Source organism: Massilia pseudoviolaceinigra, from assembly GCF_030846505.1.
Taxonomy (GTDB): domain Bacteria; phylum Pseudomonadota; class Gammaproteobacteria; order Burkholderiales; family Burkholderiaceae_D; genus Telluria_A; species Telluria_A violaceinigra.
Genome location: NZ_JAVCWL010000147.1, coordinates 1 through 505 on the forward strand (window position 1 = coordinate 1; position 505 = coordinate 505).

Sequence of the window (505 nt, forward strand, 5' to 3'; positions counted from 1 at the left end):
CTTTACCGCTGGCAACCCTTCGCGTACATGCAGGTCGTTGAAGTCGGATACCTTGCCCGGCGTCTTCGACTCGGGGAACGCGATGCCGACCTGGTGCTTGGCTGCGGCGGCGGTCGCCTTCTCGACGCCCACATTTTGCTGGGAATGCTTGTCGTTGTCCGCCATGATATGCACGGGATTGGTCGGATGGCGCGATTTCACCGAGTCGACCACGGCGTCGAGATTGCGCGCATCGAAAGCGACGACCACCGGTTTTCCGGTGGCCTGGTGCAGCGAGGCGCCGGTCGCGTAACCTTCGGACACGAGCACATCGGCGCCCGGTTTGATGTCGCCGATGACGTGCATGTTGCCAGAGCGGCGGCCGCCTTTTTCGAACGTCTTGCCTTCATCCTCGCCGGGGCGGATCGACTGCGCCGACCAGACCTTGCCGTCGATGTCGCGCACCGGAACGACGACCTTGTCCCCATCGAACTTGACGCCGTGCGCATCGATCTGCTTGCGCTCA

Annotated in this window: 1 protein-coding gene; it reads right to left on the minus strand. The window is 63.2% G+C overall.

The window, feature by feature from the left end; all coding sequences use genetic code 11:
* On the minus strand, positions 1–505 hold a 505-nt coding region (locus RBA40_RS33500; RefSeq protein WP_306653246.1), incomplete at both ends, for a toprim domain-containing protein.